Origin of the sequence: Mesorhizobium sp. M7A.F.Ca.US.007.01.2.1, from assembly GCF_003998165.1 — a bacterium.
GTDB lineage: Bacteria > Pseudomonadota > Alphaproteobacteria > Rhizobiales > Rhizobiaceae > Mesorhizobium > Mesorhizobium ciceri.
Genome location: NZ_RZQP01000330.1, coordinates 1 through 5,313, shown reverse-complemented (window position 1 = coordinate 5,313; position 5,313 = coordinate 1). Strand labels below are relative to the sequence as shown.

At 63.5% G+C, this 5,313-nt stretch carries 4 protein-coding genes and 1 pseudogene; all 5 read left to right on the top strand.

The genetic code is table 11. The annotated features are described in order from the left end of the window. Positions 1–589 (top strand): type VI secretion system baseplate subunit TssE (tssE, locus tag EN949_RS32700; protein WP_245472564.1); only part of this gene is annotated, 589 nt, incomplete at its 5' end. 1 nt (position 590) lies between these two features. Further along, positions 591–2,464 (top strand): annotated as a pseudogene (gene tssF / locus EN949_RS32695) (type VI secretion system baseplate subunit TssF). Further along, a complete protein-coding gene (tssG, locus tag EN949_RS32690) occupies positions 2,428–3,495 on the top strand; it encodes a type VI secretion system baseplate subunit TssG (RefSeq protein ID WP_024504479.1) in 1,068 nt (355 codons plus the stop codon). Before tssF ends, tssG begins: the two are co-directional and overlap by 37 nt. Then, positions 3,492–4,964: a type VI secretion system-associated FHA domain protein TagH gene (tagH, locus tag EN949_RS32685; RefSeq protein WP_027163186.1), complete on the top strand. Its 1,473-nt coding sequence runs from the start codon at positions 3,492–3,494 to the stop codon at positions 4,962–4,964. Before tssG ends, tagH begins: the two co-directional genes overlap by 4 nt. 3 nt (positions 4,965–4,967) lie before the next feature. Next, the coding region (gene tssJ / locus EN949_RS32680) for a type VI secretion system lipoprotein TssJ (RefSeq protein WP_127371910.1) at positions 4,968–5,313 on the top strand (346 nt) is incomplete at its 3' end.

Sequence of the window (5,313 nt, the reverse complement as noted above, 5' to 3'; positions counted from 1 at the left end):
GCTTGGCGCGGACCGTCTCGACACACTCGTTGCCGGCAGCACGCGTGCCATCGACGCCGATGTGGTACTGACACCGGATCAGAAACGCCGTCTGCATCGGTTGGCCGTTCAGACCCAGCACCGCGTCGAAATCGAAAGCCGTGGCGTGGTGGTATCGGCGCGCGTGCTCAGGGAAGCGGTACGGCGTGACATCGAGGCGCTCTTCAACACAGAGCGCTTCGAGGCGACGCCGCTTCTTTCCGACCTGGAAAATGAACAGGTTGCGGACAATCCCCCTTCGCTTGCCGATTTCCCGGAGGTCCGCCGCAGCGTGGTCAATTACGGCGTGCCCTCCTTCTCGGGCCGCTCGTCGCGCGACTTCGATCGCGAGGTGTTGGCACGTGAGATCCGCATGGTGCTCGCGACCTTCGAGCCCCGCCTGAAGGAAAGCGCAACAAAGGTAACGGTCACGCTTGGCGACAACACCGTCGGCCTGAAGATCGAGATAGACGCCGTTCTGATCATGACCCCGACTCCCGAACGCATGCGCCTGCGCACCACGATCAATCTCGACAACGGTTTGGCGCGGACCGAAATTGGGGAGGCCTGAGATGGATCGGGTCTTCGTCGAATATTACGAGGAGGAACTGAGCCATATCCGCGCTCTTGCATCGGAATTCGCAGACATGCATCCGGCGGTGGCGCGCAACCTTTCCCTCGATACGGTGCCGTGTCCGGACCCATATGTCGAGCGCCTGCTCGATGGCGTAGCCTTCCTGGCCGCGCGCACCCGGCTAAAGGTCGATGCCGAGCGCTCGCGATTTTCCCGCAGTGTGCTCGACGTTCTCTATCCCGATCTGGTCACGCCGGCGCCGGCAACGGCGATGGCGGTGCTGAAACCCGGCCAGCAGGTCCAGACCATGCTGGCCGGCCACGTCGTCAAGCGCAACACACGGCTGGTTTCCAGCCTGCAGCCAGGCCTGTCAACGCGCTGCATTTTCTCAACCGCCCAGGAAATGACTCTATGGCCGATCGCGGTCACTTCGGTCAGCTTTTTTCAGGACCGCAGTGCGATGGCGATGGCTGGCATAGGACCGATCGGCGGTGTCAGCGGCGAGTCGGCGCTCCGCCTCACGCTGGCCAGGACCGGAAAAGGCAAGCTCGACGAACTGGCTCTCGACCGGCTTGACCTCTATTTTGCCGGACGCACCAAGGCGCCGCTACTGTTCGATGCGATTTTCGGCGCCTGCGCGGCCACAGCAGCGCGACCGGAAGGCAAGACCAACCCGCTGTCGCCGTTGCCGGCACCCGAGATGATCGGCATCAGCGACGACGAGGCCTTGATGCCGCGCACCCGCCCGACATTCGAGGATACCGGTTGCTGCGCGAATACTTCATGATGCCCGAGCGTTTTCACTATGCACGGGTTTTGGGATTGCAGCCTGTCGTGCGCCAATGCGCGGCCGGACTCGAGATCATTTTCCTGTTCAAACGCACGGTTCCCGAGCTGGCCGATCTGACGCCGGCGGACTTCGAACTTTTCGCGACACCGATCATCAATCTGTTCGAACGCGAGTGCAACGTCGTCGAAGTCGATGAACGCAAGACGCGCCAGGTGTTGCATGCGGACCGGACGCGGGCGCGTGACTTCGAAATCTACCGGGTCATCCGCGTCGAGGACGCCGACACGGAAGGTAACGACGCTGAAATCCCCGAGCTCTTCAGCCTGGGTCAGAACGGCGGTAGTGGTTGGGTCTATTCGACCGAAAGGCGCCCTCGCCGCGCGATGGAGGAGGAGCGCCGCGAAGGCCTGACGCGAACGTCCTATACCGGGGATGACGTTTTCCTGGCCGTGTCCCGGCCGCTCGTAAGGCCGGCGACCCGGCCGCTGAAGCGGCTCGACGTGATGGCGCTTTGCACCAATCGTGATCTGCCGATCCTCGATGACAATCCGACGTTGACGTTAGAGGCCGGCGACCCGGTCGAAACCGTGAGGCTTCTTGGCGCCTTGCGTGCGCCGCAGCCAGCTATTCCTGCGGCACTGCCTGCTGGGGCCGACGGGGAATCGCGGGCCGATGATCTCGCCTGGCGGCTGGTGGCGCAGCTCGCGCTCAACTTTCTCAGTCTTGCCAAAGAAGGCCGCGGCATCGATCCCCTGCATGCGCTACTCGACCTTTATGCCGATCGCGGCGATCCAAGCCTTGCCCGAAATGTGCATTCGATCGTGCGTATCGACTCGCAGCCGGTCATCGAACGTCTGCAAATCGATGGACCGATGTGCTTTGGACGCGGTACCGAAGTCACGTTGCATGTTGATCAATCGGTCCTGGCCGGCCAAAGTACCTTGCTGCTTTCGGCCTTGCTGGCGCGGTTGTTTGCTCGTCACGCCGGGATAAACGGCTTCGTGCGAACTCGCACGCGGCTGCTGCAGAAGCAGGAGGATGTGCCATGGCCGATGACGCCCGGCAATCGCTACCTGATCTAGACACGCCCGGCCCGAACAGGGCCGAAGGTCTGTCCGAGACGTTCGACTTTTTCGAACTGCTGCGCCGCCTCGAACAACGGAACGGTCTGTTCGGCCATTCCGGCCGTCCCGACCGTGAGCCGGCACGGCTCGGCCAGCATGTACGCCTCGCCTTTTCCGCACGGGACCTGGTTGTGTTCCGCGAAGCCCGCGATGCGGCACCGGCCCGGGTCACGGTGGCAAATTTTGGTCTGCTGGGACCCGAGGGTCCAATGCCGCTGCATCTGACGCGCTGGGTGCTCGACCGGCTCTCGCAACGCTGGTTCGCCGGCGCCGAGGCACAACTGACCAGCGACACGACGTTCGTCGACTTCGTCAACATTCTGCAGCACCGTATGATCGCCCTCTACTATCGGGCGTGGGCGGATGCGCACCCGGCCGTGCAGGCCGAACGCGCGGTCGGCGGGCGCGTTCGCGCCATGCTTGAAGCCATGGCCGGGATCGGACTTCCCGGCACGCAGGACCCCAATCTCGATACGGTGAAGCTTCGCCAGGCGGCTTCGCTGGCCAATCAGGTCGACGGCCCGGAACGGCTGACGCTGTTCCTGGCGGAAGCGTTCAAGGCGCCGGTACAGATCAAGGAGTTCATCTCCGCCTGGATAACAGTACCAACCGGTCTCCAGACCCGTCTTGCAAAGGCCTTTGCAGGGCTCGGCAAGGGCGCGACGATCGGCCCACGCGTTTTCAGCCGCCAAAGCAGGATCGAACTGCGTGTCGGCCCGCTGGGGTATGAGGAGTTCAAGGCGTTCCTGCCTGGCGGCGAGCGGCTCAAGCTGTTCAAGCAGGCCGTTCGCGACATGGTCGGGGAGTCGCTCGACGTCGATCTGCGCATCGTGCTTGCGCGTGAAGCCGTACCGCCGCCCCAAATCGGAGCGGTTCGGCTCGGGCGGACCGCCTGGCTTGCGCGACCCATCGAAAGGGGCGATGCTGACGACATGCGGCTGCGGACAATCGTCGGATGGCGGCCGGAAATGACGGGGGTCGCGGCATGAGCCTGCTGCTGACACTGGAGCAAGGGCCACGCACCCAGGCGGTGCGGCAGGCCCGGCTTGACGAGGGTGAGCTGGTGATCGGCCGCAGCGCGGACGCGGGTTGGCAGATCAACGATCCCGACATGTTCGTTTCAAGGGCACATTGCAAGATCTCTGGCGGGCGAGATGGATATTTCGTCACCGACACGTCGAGCAGCGGATTGTTCATAAACGACTCCGACAGCCCGCTCGGTGCCGGCAAGTCGACGCGCCTTCAAAGTGGCATGCGGCTGAGATTGGGCGACTACGTCGTCCATGTCGACCTGCAAACGCCAGCCACTCAAGCACCAGCGGCCGGCCAGCCGGTTTCGGAACGCGCGCCGCCAGCATCCCGGGCCCCGGTGAGCATCGGTCGCGATGACTTCTTTTCCGCCAAGGTCGAAGAAGAGCCGCGACGGCCACGTCCGGCCGATCTGCCGAACCCTTTCGAGCAGCCGGTTGCGGGTGCATTCGAACGTGCCAACTCCGACCAGCGCCACTCGGCCGCTTTCGATGACCCGTTCAGCCTCGATCCGGTTTCGACGCCGGTGTCGAAAAATCCCGCCCCTTATCGCGAACCGGGCGGCGCGGCGAGCCAAGCGGACCCGTTCAGCCTCGACGCGGTACCGTCCCCCGACCGCGCAGCCCAAGCCGCCCGTGACAAGCCGTCCGGAACCCATGATGACTTTGCTTTCGGACCAGCCGCCACGCTCAGTTCGGCGAACGGCGCCAGTTCGATCGAACAGCGCGAGCGCATCGCCCAGCGATCCCAATCAGCCAATCCCTGGGATTTGCCGGTGCAGCCCGCAGCTACCCCTGCTTCACCACGTGTGGGTGCTGCTCCCAAAGCCGCCCCGGCGCTGGGTGCGGCGCGGCCGGAGGAGATGGCGCTTCGCGCCGCATTCCTGCATGGCATGGGTGTCGAGGAAGCCGATTTCCCCGGACGCGACAGCATCGCGGAAATGGAGAAGTTCGGTCGCGAATACCGGATGATGATGGAAGGCCTGATGCAGCTTCTGCGCAAGCGGGCCGAGGAAAAGGGAAACGCGCGCGTCGCGCAGACCATGGTCGGGGCCTCCGAAGTCAATCCGCTCAAGTTCCTGCCGACCGTCGACGACGCCATCATAACGCTTATCGCTGAGCGCAGCCCAGGATTTCTCGGCGGTGAAGCGGCAATCACCGATGCGGTGCGCGATCTCGCGCAACATCACGTACGCGCCTGGCGAGGCATACAGACCGCCATGCGGCGGATGATCGACCGTTTTGACCCGGTAGTGATCGAGGAAGAGCTGAAATCGAATTCCGCGATCGGAACCCTTCTCTCTGGGGGGCGGGGCGCCAAGCTGTGGGAACTTTACCAGAAGCGCCATCGTGAAATCGCCGAGAGTGCTGAAAAGAGCTTCCTTGGCGAAATCGGCGCTGATTTTCGAGATGCATATGAGGAGGAGTGAGAGATGATTGATCGACGTGAATTTGTTGTTGCCTTGGGCGCGACAGGGTTGCTTGCGGCTTGCCAGAGTGGTCCGCCGAAACCATCGGTGATCACCGTCAACGTAAACGGCGGTGCTGGCATGAACCCGGGGCCAGGCGGCGGCGACCGGCCGGTAACGATCCTGGTGATGCGGCTGAAAAGCACCGGCAAATTCAATTCCGCCGACTATTTCGCGCTGCAGGGGGATGCCGGCACGGCGCTGGCGGGCGATCTCATCGGATCCGACCAGATTTCCGTCGGGCCGGGAAAATCCGCATCCAAAACCATCACGGTCGAGCCGGACGCGACGGCGCTGGGCTTTGTTGCTC